Genomic DNA, 24,546 nt, shown 5'->3' on the forward strand with positions numbered 1-24,546 from the left:
TTAGCCCCGCCTGACTCGGGCTCCTTTCAAGTGAAGGCGTCGGGCATCGACCCCTTCTTCTTGGCGATGAAGTCCTTCAAGGCTTCGTCGGTGCTCGGATCGAGGTATGGTGCCTCATAGCTTTCCAGCCAGCGGCGGGCGAGCTCGTTGGCGCGCTGCGGCGCGGTCTTCTCGCCCTCGGCCAGCCACTGTTCGTAGGAATTGTTGTCGGCGATGTTGGAGCGATAGAAGGCGGTCTGGAAATTGGCCTGGGTGTGGTCGCAGCCGAGATAGTGGCTGCCCGGTCCGACCTGTCGGATGGCATCCATCGCCTGACCGTTTTCCGACAGATCGACGCCCTCGGAGAACTTCTGCGTCATGCCGAGCTGGTCGATGTCCATCATGAATTTTTCGTAGCAGGAGGCGAGCCCGCCCTCGAGCCAGCCGGCCGAGTGCAGCACGAAGTTGGTGCCGGCCAGGATGGTCGAGTTCAGCGTGTTGGCGCTTTCATAGGCCGCCTGAGCGTCCGGAACCTTGGATGCGCAAAGCGAGCCGCCGGTGCGGAACGGCAGGCCGAGGCGACGTGCGAGCTGTGCGGCGCCATAGGACACCAGCGACGGCTCGGGCGTGCCGAAGGTCGGCGCGCCCGATTGCATGGAGATTGACGAGGCGAAAGTGCCGAACAGCACCGGCGCGCCCGGCCGGATCAACTGGGTGAACGACGCGCCGGCCAGCACCTCGGCCAAAACCTGCGTCAGCGTCCCGGCGACCGTCACCGGGCTCATCGCACCGGCGAGAATGAACGGCGTGACGATGCAGGCCTGGTTGTGGCGCGAATAGACTTTCAGCGCGCCGAGCATGGTCTCGTCGAACACCATCGGCGAGTTGGCGTTGATCAGGCTGGTCAGCACCGTGTTGTTTTCGACGAAGTCGTCGCCGAACACGATCTTGGCCATGGCGACGGTGTCCTCGGCGCGCTCGGGCGCTGTCACCGAGCCCATGAACGGCTTGTCCGAATATTTGATGTGGCTGTAGATCATGTCGAGATGGCGCTTGTTGACCGGCACATCGACCGGTTCGCACACGGTGCCGCCCGAATGGTGGATCGACGGCGCCATGTAGGCGAGCTTCACGAAATTCCGGAAATCCTCGATGGTCGCATAGCGCCTGACGCCGTCGAGATCGCGCACGAAGGGCGGGCCATAGACCGGCGCAAAGACAGTGGCGTTGCCGCCGATCTGCACCGAGCGTTCGGAATTGCGGGCGTGCTGGGTGTAGACGGACGGCGCGGTCTTCAGCAGCGAGCGGCAGAGCCCTTTGGGAAAGTGCACGCGTTCGCCCTTGACGTCGGCGCCGGCTTCTTTCCACAGCTGCAGCGCTTCCGCGTCGTCGCGGAAGATGATGCCGATCTCCTCGAGCACCGTGTCGGTGTTCTTCTCGATCAGCGCCAGGCCTTCCTCGTCCAGCACCTCATAGACGTTGATCTTGCGCTTGATATAGGTGAGCTGGGTGCCGGGGCCGCCGCCCGAACGGGCTGCACGCCGGGCAGCCGCTCCGCCGCTGGCGCCGCGCCCGCGTCGCGCGTTTGACGCTTCCTGATCGACTGCCGCGTGTTCGCTCATGATCGCTCTTCCCTGAATTTGTTCTTGTCCGGAATCCATTGCGGCAGCGTATCGCCGCTTCTTGCCGGATCGTAGCCAAGCACCCTATTCGAAACGGCCCGCCAGCGCCAACGGCTGTCGCAAAATCGACAAGAATTCCAAGAGAGTTACGGTCGCTTTCCTTTTGCGGGAAGTCGCAAATCAGCTATGGATACATGCCCCCAGCGGGTTAGGTATGAACGCGAATATTGTGTGCCTTGCGACGCAGTCGCGATGCCGGCAGGAGCTCGATACAAATGTCCGACGACGAGATCATCCTTTCCGAACTTTCCGACGACGAGTTGGTGCAGCAGATGCACGACGATCTCTATGACGGGCTGAAGGAAGAGATCGAGGAAGGCACCAACATCCTGCTCGAGCGCGGCTGGGCGCCCTACAAGGTGCTGACCGAGGCGCTGGTCGAAGGCATGCGCATCGTCGGCGAGGATTTTCGCGACGGCATCCTGTTCGTTCCCGAAGTGCTGTTGTCGGCCAAYGCGATGAAGGCCGGCATGTTCATCCTGCGTCCGCTGCTTGCCGCCACCGGCGCGCCGAAGCAGGGCAAGATGGTCATCGGCACCGTCAAGGGCGACATCCACGACATCGGCAAGAACCTCGTCGGCATGATGATGGAAGGTGCCGGCTTCGACGTCATCGACCTCGGCATCAACAATGCGGTCGAAAAATATCTCGACGCGATCGAGCAGCACCAGCCCGACATCATCGGCATGTCGGCACTGCTGACCACGACCATGCCCTACATGAAGGTCGTCATCGACACGATGAAGGAAAAGGGCATCCGCGACGATTATGTCGTGCTGGTCGGCGGTGCGCCGCTGAACGAGGAATTCGGCAAAGCCGTCGGCGCCGACGCCTATTGCCGCGACGCCGCAGTGGCGGTCGAGACCGCCAAGGACTTCATGAAGCGCAAGCACAACGTGCGGACTTGAGCACAACAGTTCGATCCATGTTTGTGACCGAGAACGCCGCCATGCACCCGGATGGCAAGATGGCCTGAATCGCTTGGCACGAAGGGGGCTGAGGTCCGTATGCGCATCGAGTCGATCAAAGTCTATCAGGTCCTTCTGCCTGTCAAAGGCGGCGCCTACCGGATGGCTAGCGATACCGTGCAGAATCTGGATAGCACACTCGTTGAAGTGACCACCGAAGACGGACTGTCAGGCTGGGGTGAGACGTGCCCGGTCGGCCCTGTTTATCAGCCCCAACATGCCCTGGGTGCGAGAGCGGCAATTGCCGAAATAGCGCCTGGACTCATTGGTGAGGACACTGCGTCCATGCGCCGCCTCGCGAAAAGAATGGACGAGCGGTTGAACGGTCACAACTATGCCAAGGCGGCCTTGGACATAGCCCTCCTCGACCTCGCCGGCCTGCGGCTGGGTGTTCCGGTTTCAACACTTCTGGGCGGGGCGCTCACCGATCGTGTACCGTCTTACTACTCGACTATTGTCGGTGCACCGGACGAGACGGCGCGTATTGCCGTCGACAAGGTCAAGGCCGGATACCCACGACTTCAGATCAAGATAGGCGGACAGGATCTCGAGCAAGACGTCGCCACCGTGCACAAGGTATGGGAAGTGGTTGGCTTCAAGGCCCGGATAGCCGTCGACGCCAATCGTGGCCTCACCGCCGCGGCGGCGTTGCACATCGATCGGCTTTGCCAGGCAATCCCGTTCGTGTTCGAACAGCCTTGCAACACAATGGAGGAAGTCGCGAGTCTCAAGGGACGCGTGACCCATCCGGTCTACCTTGATGAGAATACCGAGGATTTGAATGCCGTCCTGCGGGCAGTTTCTTCAGGTATCGCGGACGGATTCGGATTGAAGGTCACCCGCCTTGGTGGCCTTACCAAGATGGTCACGGTCCGCGACCTGTGTGCGATACGATCGCTCCCGCACAGCTGCGACGATGCCTGGGGTGGGGACGTCATCGCCGCGGCCTGCGTGCACCTCGCCGCTACCGTCGAGCCGAGCCGTTTTGAGGGCGCCTGGATCGCGCAGGAATACATCGAAGGGCATACCGACCCGGTAAACCCCGTCGTCATCGAAAACGGGCATATACGCGTCCCGCAGATGCCAGGGCTCGGTGTCAAGCCTGAGCGCTCCCGGCTCAAAGCGCCTGTCGCGACTTTCGGAGGCTGAGGATCCTCTGATGTTCGCGGCGATTGTATCTGCCAGTATCGTCGGCAGCTAACCGCGGAAGTGCTTTTGCGAACCTCCGGAATGTCTCGCGGGGCGCCTGGGGGCTGGCGCTCCAGGACTTCATCAGCCGCAAAAAAGTCGATATGCAGGATGTGTGGTATTGATAGCGTCAAGCCATCAAAAGCCGGAGATCCTGCATGCGACTGACAGTGCTCGTTGCCGCCCTTTCGATAGCCTTGCCCGCGGCTGCCTTCGCCGGACCAGCGTCCGATGCGGTGAAGTTCTTCTATGTGCCGGCGGTCAAATTCGAGGCTGACGAGCAATACCGGGATCGGTTTACCGAGCCGGTGACGAACTTGTTCAACCTGAACGACCAGGCAACGAAAAAGAACCCTGACGAGGTCGCCTGCATCGATTTCGATCCCGGTCTGGACGCGCAGGACTTCGATCAGAAGACTGTCTCGAAAACGCTGAAACTGTCCGAGAAGCTGGATGGTGACACCGCCGAGGTTACAGCGTCCTTCAGCCTCTTTGCGGAAGGCGATGACTCCAAGCGTGACATGGTCTGGTCGCTCAAGAAGATCGAGGGCAAGTGGAAGATATCGGACATTGCCTCCAAGACCAGCGACTGGAAGCTCAGCGCGCTGGAATGCGTGGCCGGCCAGACGCCGGAGTGAAGGCGATGGTCCGTCGCCGGATCCTGGCACTGTCGGCCATGTGCCTGCTGGCAGCGGGTCCGAGCGGCGCCGCCGCGCAAGGGCTRTTCGGTGCGCCGCCGGCAAGCGCGCCGGCTGACAGCGCCCCGGGCGACAGCGGGGCGCCAGCTGCAAATGCGCCCGGCGGTGCGGTGGAACCCGCAACGCCACCAGTGGCATGGCCGCCCAGCGAGCCCGCCGCACCCATCCAGCCGGGATCGCCGACGGCGGTGGTGCGGCCATTTTACGATCAGGTCGGGCTCGAACTCGATCCGGCGCAGCGCAGCCATTTCATCGATCCGGCGAAAACCGTTCTCGACAAGAGCGACGCCTTGCGCAAATCGGGACAGGGCGAATGCCTCGACCCCAACATGGCGCTCGACAACGCGAACTATGACAAAGCCGAGATCGACAAGAGCCTGAAGACGCTGGAAGCGATCAATGGCGACAAGGCCAAGGTCATTGTCGCCTTCGTTGTCGCCGGCAACCCGCACCGGCTGGAATGGAAGTTCAGCAAGGTCGACGGCGACTGGAAGATATCGGACCTGTTGTCGGTGACCGGCGAATGGGCGCTCAGCCAATATCAGTGCGAATGAGCGGGAGACCAAAAGCGCGTTGTTGAAACGGATTCAGGCGACGCGCTTTAAGTCTTTGTTCCTATATTTGCCGTTGCCTCAAAACCGGCGTCAATTTTGGGTGACATGCATTAGCCGCGCCCGCGATAGGGCGCCACTCCGGTATCGGGCAACCAGGCGCCTTCCGGCGGCGCGCCGGTCTGCCAGAACACGTCGATCGGAATGCCGCCGCGCGGGAACCAGTAGCCGCCGATGCGCAGCCACAGCGGCTTGGTTGCCGCCACGATGCGGCGGCCGATCATGACGGTGCATTCTTCATGGAAGGCGCCGTGGTTGCGAAATGAGGTCATGAACAGTTTCAGCGACTTCGATTCCACCAGCAGCGCATCGGGGGCGTAGTCGATGACGATATGGGCGAAGTCCGGCTGGCCGGTGACCGGGCACAGCGAGGTGAATTCCGGGCAGGTGAAGCGCACGATTGCGGGCGGGCCGTCGCCGCGCGCAAACGGCACGGTCTCCAGCACCGCCTGATCGGGGCTCTGGGGGGTCTCGACGTGTGCGCCGAGCTGGGTAAGGTTCTTGGTGACGGTCATGGGCAGCATTCCTTCGAATTTGCCGCTCATTAGCACCGGACCGAAAAGCGCGCAGCGGTTTTCGGACGAATCCGATCATTAAATAGGATCTGAACCATCGGACCGAAAAGTGCCCCGGCATCGTTGGTGGCGCGCGGTCGGCCCTGCGTACGAGAGCCCGTGTACGTCGGTCAGGCCGCGCGCCCGCACGTCATTGGCTTGTCGCCAGACAACGTACGATTCTGTGAGTTTGCTGCGTCTCAGACCATTCTGGCGACGGCCATGCAGAGCACAGTGACGACCAGCAGCCGCGCGGCGATGCGCTCGCCCGTCGCCATTCTGGCGCGCAGTTGCGTTTCGGTTTCCGCACTTGCGCCGGCAAGCCGCCGGCTGGGCGCCCTGACCATGGCGCCGAGCACGCCCGCGGCGGCGAAAGCGGTCAGGATGCCAAGCGCCAGCACCATTTCCATCGAGCCGAAATAGGCGCCGTGGAAGAAATACCAGAGCAGCGCTCCGGTCAGGAAAACCATGCCGGCCGCACCCATTTGCGGCTGGATGAAGCGCTCGGCACGGATATCGGGATCGCGCGCCAGCGTGATCGTCGTGCCTGCCCAGAATACGCCCGCCATGACGTGAAGGCCGATAACGACGATGTAGACGTACTGCATGACCGGATTCTCCTCTTTCGTGCGTCAATATGATATAGTTAGATATCTAACGGTTAGGTGTCAATGTATAAACCACGGCCAGTTCCATCGGCCTTTCCCTTGTTCTAGTGTCTTGTGATGACGCCCTTTGAACGCCCGCCAGTCGGCATGAATCTCGGCCGTACCGCCAAGCTGGTTGCCCAGGCTTTTGACGCTGCCCTGGTCGAGGCTGGCGGCACGCTGCCTGTCTGGCTCACGCTGCTTTCGGTCAAATCAAGCAAGCTTGCCAACCAGCGCGAACTCGCCGGCATGATCGGCATCCAGGGCGCGACGCTGACCCACCATCTCAACGCGATGGAGACGCAGGGCCTGCTGACGCGCCGCCGCGATCCCGTCAACCGCCGGGTTCACCTGGTCGAACTGACCGATGCCGGAGAAGCGATGTTCGAGACATTGCGCAAGGCAGCTCTTGTCTTCGACAAGCGGCTGCGGGTGGGTCTTTCCGACGAGCGGCTGGCGGAGTTCGCACAGGTGCTGGCGGCCTTGCGGGCCAATGTGGAAAGCTAGGGCAGGCTCAGTCGTCGTAGCTCTGGATTGCGCCAAAGGTGTAGCGGCGCAGCTTCAGTGCGGTGATCAGGTTGGTCAGCTTGGTCTTGCCGTCGAAACTGTCCTGGAACATCTCGTCATGCATCAGCAGGATCAGCTTGTGCGGCTTCACGAAGCGGCCGTAGCCGAACAGGTGATCGATCTCGCTGACCAGATGGTCGACGCTCTGCACCGGCTCGCCGCTGTCCTTGTGCACCCATTCATGGTCCCAGCCGTAGAGATAGAAGCCCGAGGCTGCGACAAACTCATAGTCGGGCTCCTCGCGGCCCTCCTGGGCCAGGCCAAGCGAAGTGTCGTTCTTCGACATCGAGGGCAGCCTGAACACGTCGCGCCCCGGCAGGCGGGCGTGCACCACCGGCTTCAGGCCGAGCACCGCGTTTGCCCGCATCATGTCGGCGACGACGCCTTCGGTGTCGCCGTAGTAATGCTGGTAGCGGTTGTTGGCGTGGCTGTAGCTGTGGTTGCCGAGTGTAACCAGCGGAAGCTGTTTGGCGCGCTGGACGAGCGCCCTGTTGGCGGCGCTTGCTTGCGCATGCATGCCGACCATGAACATGGTCGCCGGAACCTGTTCGGCTTCCAGCACGTCGAGGATGTTGCTGGTGCCGTTCAGCGGGCCATCGTCAAAGGTGAGATAGATTGTGCGATCCGCTCCATGGGCAGGGAACGCAAAAATCAACAGTGCCGCCAGGACAATCCGAAACGGTGTCATCACCCGCACTATCAGGTTGCGATGACGACAGGCCGCCATGTCCACAACGGCTTGTCAAGGCGTGCGGTGCATGTCGCCCAAAAGTGCGCAGCGGTTTTGGGGCAACGACATGGAGAAAACAGAGAGACAAAGTGCGTCCGATGTCTCCGCTCGAGCGCGACGCGCTTTGGGCAGTGCCTACGCCAGGCTTCCCTGCAGCACCGTCAGCCTGGCCTTCTTCGGCATGCGGGCCGTCAGCCATTCCAGCGCCTTGTCCTGCGGCATCGGGAAGGCGATGGAATAGCCCTGCACCTGGTCGCAGCCGATTGCCATCAGCGAATTGAGCTCGGCCTCGGTTTCTGCACCTTCGGCAACGATCGAGATGCCAAGGCCGCGCGCCAACTCGGTGATGGCGCGCACGATCTTCGAATTGTCGCCATTCTCATGGATGTTCTGGACGAAGCGGCGGTCGATCTTCAGCCGGTCGATCTCGTTGGGATTGACATGGCTGAGCGAGGCATAGCCGGTGCCGAAATCATCGAGTTCGAGATGGACCCCGGCTGCCCTGATATGGCGCAGCTTGGCGGCGATGCCGGTCTTCTCGTCGTCGAGAATGACGGACTCGACGATTTCCAGCGACAGTTTCTGCGGCGGCAGCCCAGCCTTCTCCAGCGTCTCGAACAGGAACGCATCGAAGTCGTGCTCGCGCAGTTCGGTGCCTGAAACATTGACGGCAAGCCGCCCAAAGGCAATGCCGGCGCGATTCCATTCGGCGGCTTCGTTGATCGCTTTGCTGATGACGATGCGGCCGATCTCCGGCATGAAGCCGCATTTCTCGGCGACCGGAATGAATTCGCCGGGCGAGATCATGCCGCGCCCGGCATGGTTCCAGCGCACCAGCGCCTCGATGCCGCTGATCGTGCCGTCGGTCAGCGAAACCTGCGGCTGGAAATAGACCTGGAACGCCCGGTCCGCGATGGCGATCTTGATGTCGTGCTCGAGCTGCTTGCGATAGTCGAGCTCGCGGCGCAACTCCTCGGAGAAGAACGAGAAGTTGCTGCCTCCCAGCTTCTTGGCGGAGTAGAGCGCCAGATCGGCGTGGACCAGCAGGTCCTGCGCATTGTCGGCGTCGACCGGGTAGACGGCGATGCCGGCGCTGGCGCCCGGAAGAATGGTCGTGCCCTGGAAGATGATCGGCTCGTTGATGTGGGCCAGGATACGCCGCGCCAGCATGTTGATGTCTTCGGTGCCGCCGGCGCCGCCGAGGATCATGACGAACTCGTCGCCGCCCAGGCGTACGCACAGGTCCGATGCCCGGCAGGAATCGCGCATGCGCTGCGCCGTGACGACCAGCACATAGTCGCCGGCGGCGTGGCCGAGCGTATCGTTGATCTGCTTGAACCGGTCGAGGTCGAGCTGGACGACGGCAAGCCGCTCACGACGCCGTTGCGAGCCCTTGATCAGCGTATCGAAATGATCGGTCAGGAACGTGCGGTTGTGCAGGCCGGTGAGGCCGTCATGCACCGCGATGAAGGCCATGGAATTGCGCGCGTCGATCAGCTCATGCGTCTTGCGCAGGATGGCGTTCGACATCGGCCGGAAGATGAAGAGCGCCACCAGCACGATCACCCCGAGGGTGGCGTAGAACAGCGTGCGGTGAAGCGCGAGCAGCTTCTCGGCGCGCTCGTCGGCATCGGCGCTGATGCGCTGGCCAAGCGCTGCGTAGCCCGACAAGGTCGCGTTGGCGACAGAGGCATCGAGATTGACGCGCTCGCCGCTGCCCTTGTAGCCGTCACTGGCGCCCGTCAGCTGGGATTCAAAGGATGAAATCAGCCGCTTGCCATTGGCGACGAGGCCTACCGAGAAATAATCTAGATGGAACGGCTTGGCGAACAGCACGCTCTCGGTCGATTTCGGGTCCAATCGGGCAGGGGACATCGGGTCGGCGTTGGTCTGCTCGAGCAGCAGATCGTAGTTCGTCTCGAACTCCGCCGTCGCCTGCTTGAGAGCGCTGACCAGCGCCGGCTGCTTGTCACGCGAACCAGAACTCGTTGCGCCGGCAAGGAAGACGATGCGCTGCGACAGCGTCTTTTGCGTGCTTACGATGTCGAGCAAGGTGTTGTTGTGCTGCTGGGTGGCCATCATCTGCTGTAGCAGGATGAAGGAAGCTATCACCATGGCGGCGATGATCAGCAGGGCCAGCCAGTAGCCAGCCTTGATCAGCAGTATGAGCTTGCCTGAAACGGTTTGCACCGGCTGCTGCGACATGTTGTGGGGCGGCCCTCTCGCCAACGGATTCTTGTTGCGAGGACCATTGGCTTGCAAACGTTAACAGGTCTGGAAATCGACAGCCGGACGGCGAGGGGGAAACGCTTAAAGATCGCGAAATGGTTATCGGCTGGTTTCGCGCTGTGTCGGCATTTGAGAGGTCGTCGGCCAGCACTGTTGTCGTGACGTCGCTTCCGCGGCCGCATGACGATGCATATCGGGGCCGCATGCCCACCGATCCGGTCGTTTTTGCGATGGATTTTTCGCGCGGGCCGGACGACAGTCGGCCCACATCAAACGAGGCCCTATCATGACCGCAGCATTTCTCTCTCACATCGACAGCGAACTCGCGGGGCTTAAGTCGGCCGGCCTCTATAAATCCGAGCGGGTGATCTCTTCGACCCAGTCGGCGCAGATCGAGGTCGGCGGTCAGAAGGTGCTTAATTTCTGCGCCAACAACTATCTCGGCCTCGCCGACAGCGCCGACCTGCGTGCGGCGGCCAGCCAGGCGCTCGACCGCTATGGCTACGGCATGGCCTCGGTGCGCTTCATCTGCGGCACGCAGGAAGAGCACAAGCAGCTCGAGGCGACGATTTCATCCTTCCTCGGCCTGGAGGACACCATCCTCTACGGCTCCTGCTTCGACGCCAATGGCGGCCTGTTCGAGACACTCCTCGGCGAGAACGATGCGATCATTTCCGATGCGCTGAACCACGCCTCGATCATCGACGGCGTGCGGTTGTCGAAAGCAAAACGCTTCCGCTATGCAAACAACGACATGGCCGACCTCGAAGCGCGGTTGAAGGAGGCGAAGGATTGCCGCTTCCGGCTGATCGCCACCGACGGCGTGTTTTCCATGGATGGCATCATCGCCAATCTCAGGGGTGTCTGCGACCTCGCCGACAAGTACGATGCCATGGTTATGGTCGATGACAGCCATGCGGTCGGCTTCGTCGGCCAGAATGGCCGCGGCTCGGCGGAGCATTGCGGCGTCGAGGGCAGGGTCGACATCATCACCGGCACGCTCGGCAAGGCGCTCGGCGGTGCATCCGGCGGTTACACATCGGGCAAAAGCCAAGTGGTCGACTGGCTGCGCCAGCGCTCGCGGCCGTATCTCTTTTCCAACACGCTGATGCCGGCGATCGCCGGCGCCTCGATCAAGGTGTTCGACCTGATCCGCAATGGCGACGCCTTGCGCGAACGCCTATATGCGAATGCGGCACGGTTCAGGTCGCAGATGGGTAAACTGGGCTTCACGCTGGCCGGGGCCGATCATCCAATCATTCCGGTGATGCTGGGCGACGCGACGCTGGCGCAGGAGATGGCGGTGCGCATGCTGAAGCGTGGCATCTATGTCATAGGCTTTTCCTTCCCGGTGGTGCCGAAGGGCCAGGCGCGCATCCGCACGCAGATGTCGGCGGCGCACTCCAGCGCCGACATCGACCGTGCAGTGGAGGCGTTCGGCGCCGTCGGGCGCGAACTCGGGGTGATTCCCTGAAAGGCCAAAATCGCAAAGCGATTACGGAACAAGAGATTCAAGGGATAAAAGCATGTCGAACATGATGAAGGCGCTGGTGAAGGCCAAGGCCGAGCCGGGCATCTGGATGGAAGAGGTGCCGGTGCCGGAGATCGGCCCCAACGACGTGCTGATCAAGGTCAGGAAGACGGCGATCTGCGGCACCGACGTCCACATCTACAATTGGGACCAGTGGGCGCAGAAGACCGTGCCGGTGCCAATGGTGACGGGCCATGAATTCGTCGGCACGGTTGCCGATTTCGGCGCCGCGGTCACCGAATACAAGGTCGGCCAGCGCGTGTCGGGCGAAGGCCACATCGTCTGCGGCCACTGCCGCAACTGCCGCGCGGGCCGGGGGCATCTCTGCCGCAACACGCTCGGCGTCGGCGTCAACCGCCCCGGCGCCTTCGGCGAGTATCTGGCGATCCCGCAGCACAACGTCGTGCCGATCCCCGACGACGTGCCGGACGAGATCGCCGCGATTTTCGATCCGCTCGGCAATGCGGTCCATACCGCCCTGTCCTTCGATCTGGTCGGCGAGGATGTGCTGGTCACCGGGGCCGGCCCGATCGGCATCATGGGCGCGCTGGTGGCGCAATGTGTCGGCGCGCGCAAGGTGGTCATCACCGACATCAACCCGGTGCGGCTGGCGCTGGCGAAAAAGCTTGGCGTGCAGCACGTCGTCGACGCCTCGAAGGAAAAGCTGCGCGACGTCATGCCGGTGCTCGGCATGACCGAGGGTTTCGACGTCGGTCTCGAAATGTCGGGGGCGGCGCCCGCCTTCCGCGACATGATCGACACGATGAACAATGGCGGCAAGATCGCCATTTTAGGCATTGCGCCCACCGGCTTCGAGATCGACTGGAACAAGGTCATCTTCAAGATGCTGCATCTCAAGGGCATCTACGGCCGCGAGATGTTCGAGACCTGGTACAAGATGATCGCGCTGGTGCAGGGCCCACTCGATGTTTCCGGGCTGATCACGCATCGCATCGGCATCGACGACTTCCAGACCGGCTTCGATGCAATGCGCAGCGGCAGTTCCGGCAAGGTGGTGATGGATTGGTAGACGGCGGTCGCAGGGTGGAAAACCACACTCTCGACATGGCAATGTCTGTACATGATTGAGTTCCTGCACCTAAACCCCGATTGGAATGCCGACCCGAACGCGCCCGACGTCGAGCTAACCGTCGAGGGTGACGGCGTTCAACTTGTCTTTCTTTTGAACCCATGGGCTTACGAGGCCGAAAAGGGCGAGAAGGGAACGCTTCGCTTCGTTGACTGTAGTCGTTGGCGATGGGACGCCACCAACGATCACGCTTGGTTCGCAGGCAAAGGCCGCTACAGCAATCAAGCTCCAGAATGGGGGGAATTCTATGAGGTGATCGGCGACGATCGCGCAGTCAATGAACTTGATTGGGAGGTTCTATCACCGGACACTCCGAGTTCACGGCATTTCTTGTTCTACTTTCGAGACGAAACGATCGAGCTTGTTGCTAAAGATTGGTCGCTCAGTCGAGAGGTTCTGGATGTCGAGTAGGGTCGGAGAGCGGTTACTCTGTCGCTGAGTTGGTCGGGGCCAAGTTGGCTTCCAGCGCAGTCAATCCATCGCTGATCGCAGTCCGCTCTGCCATGCTCAGCTTTGCCAGTAAATCCCGCTCGAACGCTTTCGCCAGCGGCACCATCTCGCGATAGGCCGCAAGCCCCGCCTTGGTCAGCGTCAGATGCTCGACGCGGCGGTCGTTTTCATCGGGAGTTCGCGTCAGCCAGCGCCGCCGTTCGAGTTCGGCGACAGCGCGCGACACCTTGGTCTTGTGCATGGCCGATTGCTCGCCGAGGGCTGTCGCGGTCATCGTGCCGTGCTGGCCAAGCCCGGAAAGAGTGCGCCATTCCGGGCGGGTCAAGCCATGGCTGTCCTTGTAAATCCCTGCGAATTCCCGGCTGACGGCGTCGGCCAGGCGATAGAGCCGATAAGGCAGGAAGTTTTCCAGGTCGAGGATTTCCATGGTCGCACATCCCGGCAGCAGCATTGGCATTGATAGTTACATTTTCGATGGTTACAAATGAAACCAGTTTGGTCAATTGAGATCCATTCTGGGAGGAAGCAATGGCCTTTTCCTACATGCCGGGCTTCGGCAACGACTTCGAAACCGAAACCTTGCCGGGCTCGCTGCCGCAGGGGCGGAACTCGCCGCAGCGGCCGGCCTATGGCCTCTACGCCGAGCAGCTTTCCGGTTCGCCCTTCACCGCGCCGCGCGGGACCAATGAGCGCTCCTGGCTCTATCGGATCCGGCCGAGCGTGAAGCACACCGGCCGTTTCAAACCGGCTGACTATCCATTGTGGAAGAGCGCTCCCAATGTCGGTGATCACGAGCTGGCGCTCGGCCAGTACCGCTGGAACCCGGTGCCGATGCCGAAGGAGCCGACCGATTTCATCGCCGGCATGCGCAGCATAACTACGGCCGGCGACGTGCTCGGGCAAACCGGTATGGCGGCCCACGTCTATGTCGCCAACCGCTCGATGGCCGACGATCATTTCTTCAACGCCGATGGCGAGTTGCTCATCGTGCCACAAGTTGGCGCCTTGCGCTTCGTCACCGAGATGGGCGTCATCGAGCTTCGGCCCGGCGAGATCGCCGTGCTGCCCCGCGGGCTTGTCTTCAAGGTCGAGCTGGTCGATGCCGAAGTGCGCGGCTATGTCTGCGAGAACTATGGCGCCAAGCTGACCATGCCGGACCGTGGCCCGATCGGTGCCAATTGCCTGGCCAACCCGCGTGATTTCAAGACGCCTTGCGCCTGGTTCGAGGACAAGGAGACACCGTGCCGGCTGACGGTGAAGTGGTGCGGCAACTTCCATGTCACCGAGATCGGCCACTCGCCGCTGGACGTCGTTGCCTGGCACGGCAACTACGCACCCTATAAATATGATCTGGCCACCTTTTCGCCGGTCGGCGCCATCCTGTTCGATCATCCCGATCCGTCGATCTTCACCGTGCTGACGGCGCCCAGCGGCGAGGAAGGCACCGCCAACATTGACTTCGTCATCTTCCCGCCGCGCTGGTTGGTGGCGGAGGATACGTTCCGGCCGCCCTGGTATCACCGCAACATCATGAGCGAGTTCATGGGGCTGATCAACGGTCAGTACGATGCCAAGGAGGAAGGCTTCGTTCCAGGCGGCATCAGCCTGCACAATCTGATGCTGGCCCACGGCCCGGATGCGCCTGGTTTCGAAAAAGCCTCGCGCGCGGACCTGAAACCGGTCAAGCTCGACAACACCATGGCCTTCATGTTCGAGACCCGTTTTCCGCAGATGCTGACCCGCTACGGCGCCGAACTGGAAACCCGGCAGGACAATTACATCGACTGCTGGGCCGACCTGAAGAAGCGCTTCAACGGCACGCCCGAGGGCGACTGGTCTTGAGCGGCGAGCCGATACCGGACCGGCTGGTGCTTTTGGGCTCGAAGGGCGGCCCGGCGCTGCGGCCGGGTGGCCCATGGCCGAGTTCGTCGCTGCTGCAGATGGGCGGTCGCAGCATTGTCATCGACTGCGGGCTTGGTGTGACGCGTGGCCTGGTCGACGCCGGAATTGGGCTGAAGGCACTCGACCTGATCTTCATCACGCATCTGCATTCCGACCATGTGCTGGAACTCGGTGCGCTGGTCCACACCGCCTGGACGGCCGGTCTGGCCTCGCCCGTCAGCGTGTACGGTCCGCCCGGCACCGGCCATTACTGGCGGCGCTTTTGTCAGGCGATGGAATTCGACATCGAAGTCCGCATCGTCGACGAAGGCCGGCCGGATATTCGCGAGCTGGTTTCGATCAACGAATTCACCGAAGGCTTGATTGTCGAGCAACACGGCCTCGAGGTTTCAGCGCTGCGCGTCGACCATCCGCCGGTGACCGACTGCTTTGCGCTGCGCTTCGAACATGGCGGGAAAGGCGTGGTGTTCTCCACCGATACGGCCTTCTTTCCGCCGCTCGCCGATTTTGCCCAAGGCGCCGATATCCTCGTCCACGAAGCTATGCTGGAGGAAGGCATAGAGCGGCTGGTGGCCAAAACCGGCAATGGCGCGCGGCTGCGGGAACATCTGCTCGCCAGCCACAGCTTTGCCGAGGAGGCCGGGCGCATCGCCAGCGATGCCGGCGTGAAGAGGCTGGTGCTTAACCACCTCATTCCGGCCGACGATCCCGGAATCGGCGAGGCCGACTGGATCGCCGCTGTCAGGAAAACATGGACCGGCGACTTGACGATCGCCCGCGACGGCCTTGTTGTAAAGTTCGCATGACCCTGAAAAGTGGAAACCGCTTTTCGCTGGAGACAATGCGTAAAACAAAAATCCAAAGCGGCGCCAACGCCGTAACAGGAGAGGAAACCGCATGAAGCTTGCCACACTGAAGGATGGGACGCGTGACGGAAAACTCGTCGTCGTCTCGCGCGACCTGACACGCTTCACCGACGCCTCGTTCCTGGTGCGCACCCTGCAGGCAGCGCTCGACGACTGGCGGCGCATCGCCCCGCACCTCGCAACAATAGCGGAATCGCTGGAGAACAACGCGGTGCCGTCGGAGCGCTTCCACGAGCATGACGCGCACTCACCGCTGCCGCGTGCCTATCAATGGGCCGATGGCTCGGCCTATGTGAACCATGTCGAACTGGTGCGGAAAGCGCGTGGCGTCGAGATGCCGGCGAGTTTCTGGACCGACCCGCTGATCTACCAGGGCGGCTCGGATTCCTTCATCGCGCCGCGTGATCCGATCCGTATGGCCGACGAGGCCTTCGGCATCGACATGGAGGGGGAAGTCGCTGTCATTGTCGACGATGTACCTATGGGCGCCAGCCTCGATGAGGCACGCGCCGCAATCCGGCTGGTGATGCTGGTCAACGACGTGACGCTGCGCGCGCTCACCGGGCCGGAGCTCGCCAAGGGTTTCGGCTTCTTCCAATCAAAGCCGTCCTCGGCGTTTTCACCTGCCGCGGTGACGCCCGATGAATTGGGCGACGCCTGGGATGGCGGCAAGGTCAGCCTGCCGCTGCTCGCCGACCTCAACGGCAAGCCGTTCGGCCGGGCCAATGCGGGCGTCGACATGACCTTCGATTTTCCGGCCCTGATCGTCCACGCTGCAAGGACGAGGCCGCTGGTATCAGGTACGATCATCGGTTCCGGCACCGTCTCCAACAAGCTCGACGGCGGACCAGGCAAGCCTGTCTCGGCCGGCGGCGCCGGCTATTCCTGCATCGCCGAACTGCGCATGATCGAGACCATTGTATCAGGCGCGCCCAAAACGCCGTTCCTGCGCTTCGGCGACACGGTGCGCATCGAGATGAAGGACAGGACGGGTCATTCGATCTTCGGCGCCATCGAGCAGAAGGTCGAGAAATACGAGAGGTGAGGGAATGACGGGGGAAGCGTTCTATATGCTGGCGGGCGTCTGGGCGCTTGCCATATTGGCTGTCTTCATCCTGGCGATCCGGTTGAGCTACCGCATCGAGGCGCGCTCGCCGGACCTGACCAACCGCAGCGGCTTTCCGCGCAAGGCGATGATGTTCCACACCATCACCAACATGAAAGTCGCGCGGGACGCCGAAACGCAAGGCTTGCGGCGGCGCATGAACAGGCTGCTGCTGATCGTTCTCGCCGGATTTGCGGTTATGTGGGCGGGTCTGTATCTGGTGCGGTCCGCCGGATGAACCTGCTGGATCATCTGCACCGCATGGCCGGCAACAATCTCTGGTCGAACGATCGGCTGTACCGTGCTGTTCTGCAGCTCAAGCCCGGCGAATTCGCAGCCGAACGCACCAGTTTCTTCCCGTCGATCGAGGCGACGCTCAACCACATCCTTGCGGTCGATCTTCTCTATCTTGATTTTCTCGAAGAGGGTGGCGTCGGTGCTGCCGCCCATGACGATTTTGTGCCAATCGACGAGCCGCAGGCGTTGTTTGCCGCACAGGTCGCCGCGGACCGTCGCCTGATCGCTTTTTGCGACCGGCTCTCGGCAGCCGATCTCGATCGTCAGGTCGTCACCGACCGGCGCAAGGACGGCATGATCCCCGAGCGCATTGGCGACATCCTCGCTCACGTCTTCCTGCATGACATCCACCATCGCGGTCAGGTGCACGCGATGCTCTCCGGCACGTCGGTCGCGCCGCCGCAACTCGATGAATTCCTGCTCGACTACGATATGAAGCTGAGGAAAGAAGAGGTCGAGCGGCTGGGCCTCAAGATCTGATTTGGCGCATGACCCGAAACCAGGGTCATGCACAGTCCGCTCGACCTGAAGCCTACTCCGCCGCCTGAACCTTGATCACGCCGCGCTTGATCTGGTCCTGCTCGATCGATTCGAACAGGGCGCGGAAATTACCCTCGCCAAAGCCTTCGTCGCCCTTGCGCTGGATGAACTCGAAGAAGATCGGCCCGATAACGGTTTTCGAAAAGATCTGCAGCAGGATCTTGGTCATGCCGCCGTCGACCACGCCTTCGCCGTCGATCAGGATGCCGTGCTTCTTCATGCGTTCGATCGGCTCGTCGTGGCCGTTCACGCGGTCATAGGACATGTCGTAGTAGGTTTCTGGCGGGCCGGGCATGAACTTCAGTCCGTTCTCGGCCAGCCTGTCGGTGGCGGCGTAGATCTCGTCGGTGCCAACCGCAATGTGCTGGATGCCTTCGCCATTGTATTTCTTCAGATACTCGGCGATCTGGCTGGTCTCGTCCTTGGACTCATTGAGCGGGATGCGGATCTTGCCGCAGGGCGAGGTGATGGCGCGGCTGACCAGACCGGTGATCTTGCCGTCGATATCGAAGAAATGGATCTGCTTGAAGCCGAACAAATTGCGGTAGAAATCCCACCATTTGTCCATCTGGCCGCGATAGACATTGTGGGTGAGGTGGTCGAGAAAATAGAAGCCGACACCTTGCGGCCGCGGATCGCGCGCGCCGAGCCACTCGAACTCGCCATCATAGGCCGAGCCCTTCTTGCCATAGGTGTCGATGAAATAGAGCAGCGAGCCGCCAATGCCGACGATGGCCGGCACGTCGAGCGCCTTGTCGTCGCCTTCGTAAGGCGTGGCGCCCTTGGCAACGGCGTGGTCGAAAGCGTGCTTGGCATCGACCACCCGCCAGGCCATCGATGCGGCACAAGGGCCGTGCTTGCCGGCGAACTTCATCGCATGTGAGCCCGGCTCGGCATTGACGACATAGTTGATGTCGCCCTGGCGCCAAACGGTGATGTCTTTCGTGCGGTGCTTGGCCACCGCGACATAGCCCATGCGGGTGAACAATTCGGCGAGCTTTTCGGGCTCCGGATGCGCGAACTCGACAAACTCGAACCCATCCGTGCCGGCGGGGTTTTCCTTGCTGATCTTGGCGGGCGGGGCGTCGTGCGGGAAGGGGCCCATGATAGTTCTCCGGATATGGCTTGGCCTGAAACGGCCACCTGACGCCATCATAGCGCGGAGCCGGCGCATGGTGCTTGCATTCGAACGCTTGAAATGATCAGTTCATGCGTAAAGCGTGCACGAAAGGGTAGAAATCCATGGATGAGACGCGCGTTGATCAGTTTGACCGCAAGATAATGGCGCTCTTGCAGGGCGATGCGGGGCTGACCAACAACGATTTGTCGGAGCGGGTGAACCTGTCGGCGTCACAATGCTCACGCCGCCGCCAGCGGCTGGAGGAGGACGGCTATATCAAGGGCTATCACGCAGTGCTCGACCGCGACAAACTCGGTTTTTCCTTGGTCAACGTCATCTCGGTGACGTTAGCCACCCACAATCGCGACAACGCCAGGCGCTTCGGCGAACTGGTGGCGCGGCTGCCCGAGGTGCAGGAAGCGCACGCGCTGACCGGCGAGATGGACTACATCCTGAAAGTGGTGACGCCCGACCTGAAGTCGCTATCGGAATTCGTCAACGGCGTGCTGCTGCCACACGAATCCGTGCAGCATGTGAAGACGGCGATCGTGCTCGAGACGCTGAAGGAAACCGGCGCGTTGCCGATTTGAACATTCTTCGATTGGCCCGCGCTAAATGGAATTACCAACCTGCGGTGAACCATGTCCAACTTTCAGCTTGCCGGCATAATCCTCTTTCTGGTCGGGCTGGTGCCGTTCACGATCGGCGGCCTGATCTTCCTACGGTACGATTCCTCGAATTGGAACGCGTCGCTTTTGCGAGATACAAGTTGGTCATGGCGGGATCGCAAGATAGGTTTTGAGGGCATCCTGGCCCATCCGAAGTCCCGCTGGTGGTGCGGGATTGGCTTTTCAATCTGTATCTCGGGTTTTGTCTTGCTGGTCGTGAGCACGGTCCCACTCGCCGCGCTCGCGCCCTTCATCGCTCTTCTAGGGCTTCTTTTTGGCATCCGAAGCTTCGTCGCCAAGGGGCGCCAATAGGCTCACGCCGATCAGCCAATTCACCCTTTCGACTGCTGGATTAGTCCATACAGATTGGTGCAGCGGGCGCCGGAACGGCAATAGGCGAACACCGGGCCTTGGAGCTCGTCGAGCGCCTCGGCTTGATCCTCGACATTCTCGGCCGTGATCTGGCCGCTGATGACGGGGATGTAGCGGAAGGCCATGCCGGCGGCCTCGACCGCGGCTTTGAGCGTGTCGGCCGAAGGCTGGCCGGGCTGCTCGTCATCGGGCCGGTTGCAGATGACGCTCCTGAAGCCGGCCTCCTTGATGGCGGTGACGTCTTCGGGCTGGATCTGGCCTGAGACCGAATAGGCCTCGCTGATCTCGCGGTATTCCATGGCTGTATCCTCGCAATCTGATTTGGCGAGAAGTCTTGCCACTCTCCGGCGGAACCGGCAACTACTTCCTATGCCGCGGCCGGCTGAGCAAGCCTCGGCTTAGCGAAACGCGCCACGACGATGCCGGCGATCACCGCCGTGACAAAGATCGCCGTCGCGGAGGAGCCGAGACCAAGCGCGGGAATGGCGCCGCCGGGACAGAAGCCGGCGATGCCCCAGCCGATGCCGAAGACAGCGGCGCCGCTGGCCAGCTCCGCGTCGATGGTGCGCGACGTCGGCGGGGCGAACGCGGTTTCGAACACCGGTGACTTACGGCGCCGGAATATCAGGCGGTAGCCGGCGAAGGCGACCGCAAGGCCACCACCCATGACGAAGATCAGGCTCGGGTCCCAGCTGCCGGCGATGTCGAAGAAGTTCAGCACCTTGGCAGGATTTATCATCCCGGACACGGCGATGCCGAGGCCGAAAATCCCACCGATCAGAAATGCCGAGACGAGCTTGTTCACGGCTCAGCCTCCGATCACGTGGCGGATGATGAAGACGGTGACGAAGGCTGTAACCATGAAGATCGCGACGGCGACGATCGAGCGTGGCGATAGCCGCGCTATGCCGCAAATGCCGTGTCCGCTCGGGCAGCCGCCACCGAAATGCACGCCGATGCCGACCAGGAAGCCGCCACCGACAAGTGCCAGCGTCGACACGGGCACGCTGAAGGCGATGTGTCCGCCGACCGTCTGATAGACAAGCGGCGCCGCCACGGCGCCGGCGAGAAAGGCGGCGCGCCAGCGCCATTCAGGCGAAAGCGGCGGGATGACGCCGGTCAGAATGCCGGTCATCCCGGCAATCCGCCCATGCAGTGCCATCAAGAGCACTGCCGACAGGCCAATAAGAGCGCCGCCAAGCAGCGACTGGAAAGGCGTAAAGTCTGTCATGTGATGCCGGCTTTTGATCCACGGTCGATCCGCGTCTTTGCGCAACTCGACACCGTAGCGCAGATAGGCATTTCCGGCGCGGAATCCAGCTCAAACTGCCAGAGTGCAAATGGAAAGGCGGAGACCGGCTCCGCCTTTCCGGGGAGGGCCGCGTCAGCTGCCGAGGATGGCGCCTTTGATCTGACGGATGTTGTTGTGCATCATGTCGATATAGGTCGAGGCCGGGCCGTCGGGCTGCGACAGCGCATCCGAATAGAGAGTGCCGCCGACCTTGATGCCGGTCTCGCTGGCGATCTGCTCGATCAGGCGCGGGTTGGTGATGTTCTCGACGAAGATCGCCGCCGCCTTGTCCTGCTTCACCTGGTCGACCAGCCTGGCGACATCGGCGGCGGACGGTTCGGAGTCGGTCGAGATGCCTTGCGGGGCGAGGAAGGTCAGGCCGTATTCGTGCTCGAAATAGCCGAAGGCGTCATGCGAGGTGATGACGACGCGCTTCGCTTCGGGGATCGAGGCGATCGCGGCCTTCACTTCGTCTTCTACCGCGTCGAGCTTCTTGGTATACGCGGCGGCATTGGTCTGGTAGCTGACGCAGCCGTCGGAGTCGGCGGCGCAGAAGGCTTCGGCGATGTTCGCCACGTAAATCTTGGCATTGGCGATCGACTGGAAGGCGTGCGGATCGGTGACCGTCTTGCCGCCGCCGGTTCCGGCCCCTTCGGCGGCGTCGGCGTCGGCGAATTCAGGCTTGAAATCGATCGGCGTCACGCCCTTGGTCAAGGTGACGATCGAGGCCTTGGTGGCGCTGGCATCGACCAGCCGCTGCAGAAAACCCTCGAAATGCAGGCCGTTGACCAGCACGATGTCGGCCTTGGCCATCGCCACCGCGTCAGCCGGGCTCGGCTCGTAGACATGGGCATCGCCGTCCGGTCCGACGATGGTGGTGACATCGATGCGGTCGCCACCGACATTTTTGGCAAAATCGGCAATAACGGTGAAGCTGGCGACCACTTTCAGCGGTGCCGCGAAAGCCGGCGAGGCGCCAATGGCAGTTAATGTTATAACGCTCATCGCCAAGGCGGCACGGATCGATTTCAGCATGGACAGGTCTCCTTTTGGGGCGGGGGATCAGGCCGTTCTGTGACGGTGATGGACAATGCGGGCGCGCAGGATGCCGCGCGTGCCGAACAGGATCGAGGCGAAATAGACCACGCCGGCCGACAGGATGATGGCCGGGCCGGACGGCAGCGACGCGTGATAGGACAGAAGCAGCCCGGCGATGCAGGATGCAAAGCCGATCAGCACCGCCAGCACGCACATCGGCTCGACGCGCACGGTCCAGAAACGGGCGGCTGCCGCCGGCAGCATCATCAGTCCGACCGATAGAAGCGTGCCGAGTGCCTGGAAGCCGCCGACAAGGTTGAGCACGACGAGGCCGAGGAAGATGAAATGCACCGGACTGCCGAGCCGGCTGACCGAGCGCAGGAACAGCGGATCGAGGCATTCGGCGACCAGCGCCCGCCAGAAGATGGCGAGGCTGACCAGCGTCACCGCCACAATGCCGCCGATCAGCGTCAGCGCTTCGTTGTTGAGCGCCAGCACGGTGCCGAACAGCACATGCATGAGATCGACGCTGGAGCCGCGGATCGACACCATCAAGACGCCGATGGCGAGCGAAATCAGATAGAAGGCTGCCATCGAGGCGTCTTCGCGCTGGATGGTGAAGCGCGAGACGGCGCCAGCGCCGAGCGCCACGATGACGCCGGCGATCAGCCCGCCAATGGTCATCGGCAGGATTTCCAGGCCGTAGAGCAGGAAGCCGGCGGCGGCACCCGGCAAGATGGCGTGCGCCATGGCGTCGCCGGACAGGCTCATGCGTCGCAGCATCAGGAACACACCAACCGGGCAGGCGCCGAGCGACAGCATCAGCGAACCGATCAGCGCCCGCTGCATGAAGCCGAAATCGGCGAAGGGCGCGATGAAGAGACCGTAAAGCGTGTCCATCAGGCAGCCCTCGGTCCGGCACCGTGGTGATGGTCATGCCCGTGAGTGTGGCCATGATGGTCGTGATCGTGGTCATGAGCATGCCCGTCCGGCTCGCACCAGGGCGCATTCTCTTCCCAGGCTTCGTGGAAGCGGCGGGCGCGCAACAGGTTCTCCGGCTTCAGCGTTTCCCTGGTTTCCCCCCAGGCAATCGGCTGGCGGGCAAGCAGCAGCGTTTCGGGGAAATTCTGGCGCACCAGGTCCAGATCGTGGACGACGACCAGGATGGTGCGCTCTTCGCCATGCCAATGCTTGATCAGCGCGATCAGGTCGCCGACCGTCTTGGCGTCGACCGCGTTGAACGGCTCGTCGAGCAGGATGAGGTCAGCGTCCTGCAGCAGCACTCGCGCAAACAACGTGCGTTGCAACTGGCCGCCTGACAGCGTGTCGATCGGCCGCTTTTCGAAGCCGCCGAGACCGACGGCCATCAGTGCCTGGCTGACGGAATCGCGATCTTCCCTGGTGTGGCGACCGAGCAGGCCCCGCCGTGGCCACAGGCCGAGCGAGACCAGGTCAACCACCCGCGCCGGGAAGGAGCGGTCGAGCTCCGATTGCTGCGGCAGATAGGCGGCACGCACGCCGGGCGCGCGGATAACTTCGCCGGCCATCGGTTTCAGGACGCCAACAATGCCTTTCATCAGCGTCGATTTGCCCGAACCGTTGGCGCCGACCACGGCAGTCAGCGAGCCTTTGCGAATCTTGCCGTCGAGATGATGGATCGCCGGGTGGCTGCCGTAGCCAAGCGTCAGGTCGCGGAAGGTCAGGCAGGTATTTGTCATTCTGCGATCCGTGAAGGCAGCGAAAACCGGCTGCTGGTAGCGGCCGATTGGATATGTGATGTTATTACATTAGTCAACAAGCCAATCGGGCGGAATTGCGACTGCCGGGTCAACTTGCCGTGTGTGGACATCACACGCCCTTGGCCCAAAGGGATTTGCCAAGGGATTTGACTGGGCGACCTTGCCCGAAGCCGGCCGCAACTTTAAAGAAGCGCGACCACAAAGGAAGGAACCTCCCATGAGCATTCGTCGCATCGATGTTGGCCCGCGCATGAGCCCGATCGTCATCCACGGCAATACCGTCTATCTGGCCGGCCAGGTTGGTCAGCCGGGCGGCAACGTCGCGTCGCAGACCAGGGATGTCCTGGCGACCATCGACGGACTGCTGGCCAAGGCCGGCTCGGACAAGACCAAGATCCTGCAGGCGATCATCTGGCTGGCCGACATGAGCACCTTTGCCGAGATGAACGCGGAATGGGACAAGTGGGTGCCGCAAGGCAACACGCCGGCCCGCGCCACCGGCGAAGCAAAGCTTGCCGGACCGGAATATCTGGTCGAGATCATTATTACCGCAGCGGTTTGAGCGCAGCGCTGGCGAATTCAGCGCGCCAGTGGCGCGCCGAAAGGCGGGCGAACGCCGGGAGGCTACCGTAGGCAGCGGGGATCCGGGCTTGCTCGACTGCCTCCGCTATGGCTCCAGGCGTT

General features: G+C 62.1%; 29 protein-coding genes. 16 read left to right on the forward strand and 13 right to left on the reverse strand.

Annotated elements, in window-relative coordinates; genetic code table 11:
• Positions 1-26: 26 nt before the first annotated feature.
• Positions 27-1,601, reverse strand: a complete 1,575-nt coding sequence (locus AC1DZP_RS18820) for a trimethylamine methyltransferase family protein (RefSeq protein ID WP_477227536.1) — start codon at positions 1,599-1,601, stop codon at positions 27-29.
• A gap of 275 nt (positions 1,602-1,876) precedes the next feature.
• Between AC1DZP_RS18820 and AC1DZP_RS18825 the strand changes: the two genes are divergently transcribed.
• The 4 genes from AC1DZP_RS18825 (at position 1,877) to AC1DZP_RS18840 (ending at position 5,069) form a co-directional block, all read left to right on the forward strand.
• Positions 1,877-2,569, forward strand: a complete 693-nt coding sequence (locus AC1DZP_RS18825) for a corrinoid protein (protein ID WP_095085921.1) — start codon at positions 1,877-1,879, stop codon at positions 2,567-2,569.
• 99 nt (positions 2,570-2,668) lie between these two features.
• Positions 2,669-3,778: a mandelate racemase/muconate lactonizing enzyme family protein gene (locus AC1DZP_RS18830; protein WP_457152003.1), complete on the forward strand. Its 1,110-nt coding sequence runs from the start codon at positions 2,669-2,671 to the stop codon at positions 3,776-3,778.
• 197 nt (positions 3,779-3,975) lie between these two features.
• Positions 3,976-4,455 carry a DUF3828 domain-containing protein gene (locus tag AC1DZP_RS18835; protein WP_457152002.1) on the forward strand — a complete coding sequence of 160 codons (480 nt, stop codon included), beginning with the start codon at positions 3,976-3,978 and terminating at the stop codon, positions 4,453-4,455.
• Between the two features lie 5 nt (positions 4,456-4,460).
• Positions 4,461-5,069, forward strand: a complete 609-nt coding sequence (locus tag AC1DZP_RS18840; RefSeq protein WP_477304456.1) for a hypothetical protein — start codon at positions 4,461-4,463, stop codon at positions 5,067-5,069.
• A gap of 110 nt (positions 5,070-5,179) precedes the next feature.
• On the opposite strand, the gene queF is transcribed toward AC1DZP_RS18840, so the two are convergent.
• Positions 5,180-5,641 carry a preQ(1) synthase gene (gene queF, locus AC1DZP_RS18845; protein WP_477304458.1) on the reverse strand — a complete coding sequence of 154 codons (462 nt, stop codon included), beginning with the start codon at positions 5,639-5,641 and terminating at the stop codon, positions 5,180-5,182.
• A 239-nt stretch (positions 5,642-5,880) separates the two neighbouring features.
• The gene (locus AC1DZP_RS18850; RefSeq protein ID WP_477228875.1) at positions 5,881-6,288 is read right to left on the reverse strand and encodes a hypothetical protein; all 408 of its coding nucleotides are present in this window, start codon (positions 6,286-6,288) and stop codon (positions 5,881-5,883) included.
• A gap of 117 nt (positions 6,289-6,405) precedes the next feature.
• Here AC1DZP_RS18850 and AC1DZP_RS18855 point away from each other — a divergent pair, with 117 nt between their 5' ends.
• Positions 6,406-6,834 carry a MarR family winged helix-turn-helix transcriptional regulator gene (locus tag AC1DZP_RS18855; protein ID WP_095085903.1) on the forward strand — a complete coding sequence of 143 codons (429 nt, stop codon included), beginning with the start codon at positions 6,406-6,408 and terminating at the stop codon, positions 6,832-6,834.
• A 7-nt stretch (positions 6,835-6,841) separates the two neighbouring features.
• Here AC1DZP_RS18855 and AC1DZP_RS18860 read toward each other — a convergent pair whose 3' ends face one another.
• Together AC1DZP_RS18860 and AC1DZP_RS18865 are read right to left on the reverse strand one after the other, a co-directional pair.
• On the reverse strand, positions 6,842-7,582 hold the full coding sequence (locus AC1DZP_RS18860; protein ID WP_477304460.1) for a polysaccharide deacetylase family protein: 741 nt from the start codon (positions 7,580-7,582) through the stop codon (positions 6,842-6,844).
• 177 nt (positions 7,583-7,759) lie between these two features.
• Positions 7,760-9,829 (reverse strand): putative bifunctional diguanylate cyclase/phosphodiesterase, encoded by a 2,070-nt coding sequence (locus AC1DZP_RS18865; RefSeq protein WP_477304462.1) that lies wholly within the window; start codon positions 9,827-9,829, stop codon positions 7,760-7,762.
• 310 nt (positions 9,830-10,139) lie between these two features.
• Between AC1DZP_RS18865 and AC1DZP_RS18870 the strand changes: the two genes are divergently transcribed.
• From AC1DZP_RS18870 to AC1DZP_RS18880, 3 genes are read left to right on the forward strand one after another with little or no spacing between them, the layout of a single operon-like run.
• Positions 10,140-11,327 (forward strand): glycine C-acetyltransferase, encoded by a 1,188-nt coding sequence (locus AC1DZP_RS18870; RefSeq protein WP_477304464.1) that lies wholly within the window; start codon positions 10,140-10,142, stop codon positions 11,325-11,327.
• Positions 11,328-11,379: 52 nt separating this feature from the next.
• Complete coding sequence (tdh, locus tag AC1DZP_RS18875; protein ID WP_040584004.1) at positions 11,380-12,414, forward strand: L-threonine 3-dehydrogenase; 1,035 nt, start codon at positions 11,380-11,382, stop codon at positions 12,412-12,414.
• A gap of 51 nt (positions 12,415-12,465) precedes the next feature.
• On the forward strand, positions 12,466-12,885 hold the full coding sequence (locus AC1DZP_RS18880) for a hypothetical protein (RefSeq protein WP_477304465.1): 420 nt from the start codon (positions 12,466-12,468) through the stop codon (positions 12,883-12,885).
• Positions 12,886-12,898: 13 nt separating this feature from the next.
• Here the strand turns inward: AC1DZP_RS18880 and AC1DZP_RS18885 are convergent, their stop codons facing one another.
• Positions 12,899-13,351 (reverse strand): MarR family winged helix-turn-helix transcriptional regulator, encoded by a 453-nt coding sequence (locus AC1DZP_RS18885; protein ID WP_477304467.1) that lies wholly within the window; start codon positions 13,349-13,351, stop codon positions 12,899-12,901.
• 101 nt (positions 13,352-13,452) lie between these two features.
• Here AC1DZP_RS18885 and hmgA point away from each other — a divergent pair, with 101 nt between their 5' ends.
• The 5 genes from hmgA to AC1DZP_RS18910 all read left to right on the forward strand — a co-directional run bounded on the left by hmgA (position 13,453) and on the right by AC1DZP_RS18910 (position 17,574).
• Positions 13,453-14,766 carry a homogentisate 1,2-dioxygenase gene (gene hmgA, locus AC1DZP_RS18890; protein ID WP_477304469.1) on the forward strand — a complete coding sequence of 438 codons (1,314 nt, stop codon included), beginning with the start codon at positions 13,453-13,455 and terminating at the stop codon, positions 14,764-14,766.
• Positions 14,763-15,632, forward strand: coding sequence for an MBL fold metallo-hydrolase (locus AC1DZP_RS18895; protein ID WP_477304471.1), 870 nt, complete (start codon positions 14,763-14,765; stop codon positions 15,630-15,632). The genes hmgA and AC1DZP_RS18895 overlap by 4 nt, the downstream gene beginning before the upstream one ends.
• Positions 15,633-15,723: 91 nt before the next feature.
• Positions 15,724-16,737 (forward strand): fumarylacetoacetate hydrolase family protein, encoded by a 1,014-nt coding sequence (locus tag AC1DZP_RS18900; RefSeq protein WP_477304473.1) that lies wholly within the window; start codon positions 15,724-15,726, stop codon positions 16,735-16,737.
• A 4-nt stretch (positions 16,738-16,741) separates the two neighbouring features.
• Positions 16,742-17,035 carry a hypothetical protein gene (locus tag AC1DZP_RS18905; protein ID WP_477304475.1) on the forward strand — a complete coding sequence of 98 codons (294 nt, stop codon included), beginning with the start codon at positions 16,742-16,744 and terminating at the stop codon, positions 17,033-17,035.
• A complete protein-coding gene (locus tag AC1DZP_RS18910) occupies positions 17,032-17,574 on the forward strand; it encodes a DinB family protein (RefSeq protein WP_477304477.1) in 543 nt (180 codons plus the stop codon). Before AC1DZP_RS18905 ends, AC1DZP_RS18910 begins: the two co-directional genes overlap by 4 nt.
• 52 nt (positions 17,575-17,626) lie before the next feature.
• Here AC1DZP_RS18910 and hppD read toward each other — a convergent pair whose 3' ends face one another.
• Complete coding sequence (gene hppD / locus AC1DZP_RS18915) at positions 17,627-18,739, reverse strand: 4-hydroxyphenylpyruvate dioxygenase (RefSeq protein WP_477304479.1); 1,113 nt, start codon at positions 18,737-18,739, stop codon at positions 17,627-17,629.
• A 137-nt stretch (positions 18,740-18,876) separates the two neighbouring features.
• On the opposite strand from hppD, the gene AC1DZP_RS18920 reads away from it, so the two are divergent.
• Complete coding sequence (locus tag AC1DZP_RS18920) at positions 18,877-19,344, forward strand: Lrp/AsnC family transcriptional regulator (protein WP_477304481.1); 468 nt, start codon at positions 18,877-18,879, stop codon at positions 19,342-19,344.
• Between the two features lie 51 nt (positions 19,345-19,395).
• Positions 19,396-19,734: a hypothetical protein gene (locus tag AC1DZP_RS18925; RefSeq protein ID WP_477228886.1), complete on the forward strand. Its 339-nt coding sequence runs from the start codon at positions 19,396-19,398 to the stop codon at positions 19,732-19,734.
• A 20-nt stretch (positions 19,735-19,754) separates the two neighbouring features.
• Here AC1DZP_RS18925 and AC1DZP_RS18930 read toward each other — a convergent pair whose 3' ends face one another.
• From AC1DZP_RS18930 to aztA, 6 genes are all read right to left on the reverse strand, one after another.
• Positions 19,755-20,093, reverse strand: a complete 339-nt coding sequence (locus AC1DZP_RS18930) for a protein tyrosine phosphatase family protein (RefSeq protein WP_477304483.1) — start codon at positions 20,091-20,093, stop codon at positions 19,755-19,757.
• Between the two features lie 68 nt (positions 20,094-20,161).
• The gene (locus AC1DZP_RS18935; RefSeq protein ID WP_477304485.1) at positions 20,162-20,599 is read right to left on the reverse strand and encodes a DUF6691 family protein; all 438 of its coding nucleotides are present in this window, start codon (positions 20,597-20,599) and stop codon (positions 20,162-20,164) included.
• Positions 20,600-20,602: 3 nt separating this feature from the next.
• Positions 20,603-21,025, reverse strand: coding sequence for a YeeE/YedE family protein (locus AC1DZP_RS18940; RefSeq protein ID WP_457154151.1), 423 nt, complete (start codon positions 21,023-21,025; stop codon positions 20,603-20,605).
• Positions 21,026-21,178: 153 nt separating this feature from the next.
• A complete protein-coding gene (aztC, locus tag AC1DZP_RS18945; RefSeq protein ID WP_477304487.1) occupies positions 21,179-22,120 on the reverse strand; it encodes a zinc ABC transporter substrate-binding protein AztC in 942 nt (313 codons plus the stop codon).
• A 27-nt stretch (positions 22,121-22,147) separates the two neighbouring features.
• The gene (aztB, locus tag AC1DZP_RS18950; RefSeq protein ID WP_095085859.1) at positions 22,148-23,023 is read right to left on the reverse strand and encodes a zinc ABC transporter permease AztB; all 876 of its coding nucleotides are present in this window, start codon (positions 23,021-23,023) and stop codon (positions 22,148-22,150) included.
• Positions 23,023-23,841 (reverse strand): zinc ABC transporter ATP-binding protein AztA, encoded by an 819-nt coding sequence (gene aztA / locus AC1DZP_RS18955; RefSeq protein WP_477304489.1) that lies wholly within the window; start codon positions 23,839-23,841, stop codon positions 23,023-23,025. Before aztA ends, aztB begins: the two co-directional genes overlap by 1 nt.
• A gap of 238 nt (positions 23,842-24,079) precedes the next feature.
• Here aztA and AC1DZP_RS18960 point away from each other — a divergent pair, with 238 nt between their 5' ends.
• Positions 24,080-24,424, forward strand: a complete 345-nt coding sequence (locus AC1DZP_RS18960; protein WP_095085854.1) for a RidA family protein — start codon at positions 24,080-24,082, stop codon at positions 24,422-24,424.
• Positions 24,425-24,546 lie beyond the last annotated feature (122 nt).

The organism is Mesorhizobium sp. P2_F8 (genome assembly GCF_056403655.1).

What these genes read in the sequence shown, in the direction of transcription:
- queF (WP_477304458.1), bottom strand. Translation starts at nt 5,641, where the DNA reads ATGACCGTCACCAAGAACCTTACCCAGCTCGGCGCACACGTCGAGACC.
- AC1DZP_RS18940 (WP_457154151.1), bottom strand. Translation starts at nt 21,025, where the DNA reads ATGACAGACTTTACGCCTTTCCAGTCGCTGCTTGGCGGCGCTCTTATT.
- AC1DZP_RS18885 (WP_477304467.1), bottom strand. Translation starts at nt 13,351, where the DNA reads ATGGAAATCCTCGACCTGGAAAACTTCCTGCCTTATCGGCTCTATCGC.
- AC1DZP_RS18905 (WP_477304475.1), top strand. Translation starts at nt 16,742, where the DNA reads ATGACGGGGGAAGCGTTCTATATGCTGGCGGGCGTCTGGGCGCTTGCC.
- AC1DZP_RS18925 (WP_477228886.1), top strand. Translation starts at nt 19,396, where the DNA reads ATGTCCAACTTTCAGCTTGCCGGCATAATCCTCTTTCTGGTCGGGCTG.
- AC1DZP_RS18860 (WP_477304460.1), bottom strand. Translation starts at nt 7,582, where the DNA reads ATGACACCGTTTCGGATTGTCCTGGCGGCACTGTTGATTTTTGCGTTC.
- tdh (WP_040584004.1), top strand. Translation starts at nt 11,380, where the DNA reads ATGTCGAACATGATGAAGGCGCTGGTGAAGGCCAAGGCCGAGCCGGGC.
- aztC (WP_477304487.1), bottom strand. Translation starts at nt 22,120, where the DNA reads ATGCTGAAATCGATCCGTGCCGCCTTGGCGATGAGCGTTATAACATTA.
- AC1DZP_RS18830 (WP_457152003.1), top strand. Translation starts at nt 2,669, where the DNA reads ATGCGCATCGAGTCGATCAAAGTCTATCAGGTCCTTCTGCCTGTCAAA.
- hppD (WP_477304479.1), bottom strand. Translation starts at nt 18,739, where the DNA reads ATGGGCCCCTTCCCGCACGACGCCCCGCCCGCCAAGATCAGCAAGGAA.
- AC1DZP_RS18960 (WP_095085854.1), top strand. Translation starts at nt 24,080, where the DNA reads ATGAGCATTCGTCGCATCGATGTTGGCCCGCGCATGAGCCCGATCGTC.
- AC1DZP_RS18855 (WP_095085903.1), top strand. Translation starts at nt 6,406, where the DNA reads ATGACGCCCTTTGAACGCCCGCCAGTCGGCATGAATCTCGGCCGTACC.
- AC1DZP_RS18820 (WP_477227536.1), bottom strand. Translation starts at nt 1,601, where the DNA reads ATGAGCGAACACGCGGCAGTCGATCAGGAAGCGTCAAACGCGCGACGC.
- AC1DZP_RS18880 (WP_477304465.1), top strand. Translation starts at nt 12,466, where the DNA reads ATGATTGAGTTCCTGCACCTAAACCCCGATTGGAATGCCGACCCGAAC.
- AC1DZP_RS18835 (WP_457152002.1), top strand. Translation starts at nt 3,976, where the DNA reads ATGCGACTGACAGTGCTCGTTGCCGCCCTTTCGATAGCCTTGCCCGCG.
- hmgA (WP_477304469.1), top strand. Translation starts at nt 13,453, where the DNA reads ATGGCCTTTTCCTACATGCCGGGCTTCGGCAACGACTTCGAAACCGAA.
- AC1DZP_RS18910 (WP_477304477.1), top strand. Translation starts at nt 17,032, where the DNA reads ATGAACCTGCTGGATCATCTGCACCGCATGGCCGGCAACAATCTCTGG.
- AC1DZP_RS18900 (WP_477304473.1), top strand. Translation starts at nt 15,724, where the DNA reads ATGAAGCTTGCCACACTGAAGGATGGGACGCGTGACGGAAAACTCGTC.
- aztB (WP_095085859.1), bottom strand. Translation starts at nt 23,023, where the DNA reads ATGGACACGCTTTACGGTCTCTTCATCGCGCCCTTCGCCGATTTCGGC.
- AC1DZP_RS18930 (WP_477304483.1), bottom strand. Translation starts at nt 20,093, where the DNA reads ATGGAATACCGCGAGATCAGCGAGGCCTATTCGGTCTCAGGCCAGATC.
- AC1DZP_RS18850 (WP_477228875.1), bottom strand. Translation starts at nt 6,288, where the DNA reads ATGCAGTACGTCTACATCGTCGTTATCGGCCTTCACGTCATGGCGGGC.
- AC1DZP_RS18870 (WP_477304464.1), top strand. Translation starts at nt 10,140, where the DNA reads ATGACCGCAGCATTTCTCTCTCACATCGACAGCGAACTCGCGGGGCTT.
- aztA (WP_477304489.1), bottom strand. Translation starts at nt 23,841, where the DNA reads ATGACAAATACCTGCCTGACCTTCCGCGACCTGACGCTTGGCTACGGC.
- AC1DZP_RS18920 (WP_477304481.1), top strand. Translation starts at nt 18,877, where the DNA reads ATGGATGAGACGCGCGTTGATCAGTTTGACCGCAAGATAATGGCGCTC.
- AC1DZP_RS18865 (WP_477304462.1), bottom strand. Translation starts at nt 9,829, where the DNA reads ATGTCGCAGCAGCCGGTGCAAACCGTTTCAGGCAAGCTCATACTGCTG.